Consider the following 556-nt stretch of genomic DNA (forward strand, 5'->3'; position numbering starts at 1 on the left):
GGCAGCTTTGCGATTTACCATATCAAACTCGCCAACGGCCGTGTCGTCAAAAGCCAAGTTCCCGCACCTTATTGGTATGTGCGCAACATTACACCGCCGACTTGGGACGAAACTGTCTATATCAGCTGGCCTGAAAACCAACCTACGCCTCTGTACAGTTAATTTGAGGGAAATGCAATGGACCTTAAAAAACTGAAAAACAAACTGTTCCGCCGTCCTGGACAGCGTGCAGTGATTGCCGTGCCGTATATTTGGCTTTTGATTCTGTTTCTGATTCCGTTCGCCATCGTATTGAAAATCAGCTTTGCCGAACAAGAAATCGCTATTCCGCCATTTACGCCGTTGACGACGATTGATGAAGACTTAGGCCGTCTGAACATTGCCATCAGCTATCAGAACTACGCCGACATCTTCCAAAACTTTTGGAATACGCTCAATCCGTTTGGCGACAGTGAAAACAGCAATATCTATCTGATGACCTACTGGTCTTCGATTAAGACTGCGCTGACAACGACCATCATCTGCCTGTTGATTGGTTATCCGACCGCTTATGCCA

2 pseudogenes are annotated in these 556 nt (G+C 46.8%); both read left to right on the top strand.

Annotation, left to right across the window (positions count from 1 at the left end):
- Positions 1–162, top strand: a pseudogene (locus ACTHUR_RS17070) (polyamine ABC transporter ATP-binding protein); the annotation flags it as partial.
- A 15-nt stretch (positions 163–177) separates the two neighbouring features.
- Positions 178–556 (top strand): annotated as a pseudogene (locus ACTHUR_RS17075) (putrescine/spermidine ABC transporter permease); the annotation flags it as partial.

Source organism: Neisseria sp. P0021.S007 (assembly GCF_051956855.1).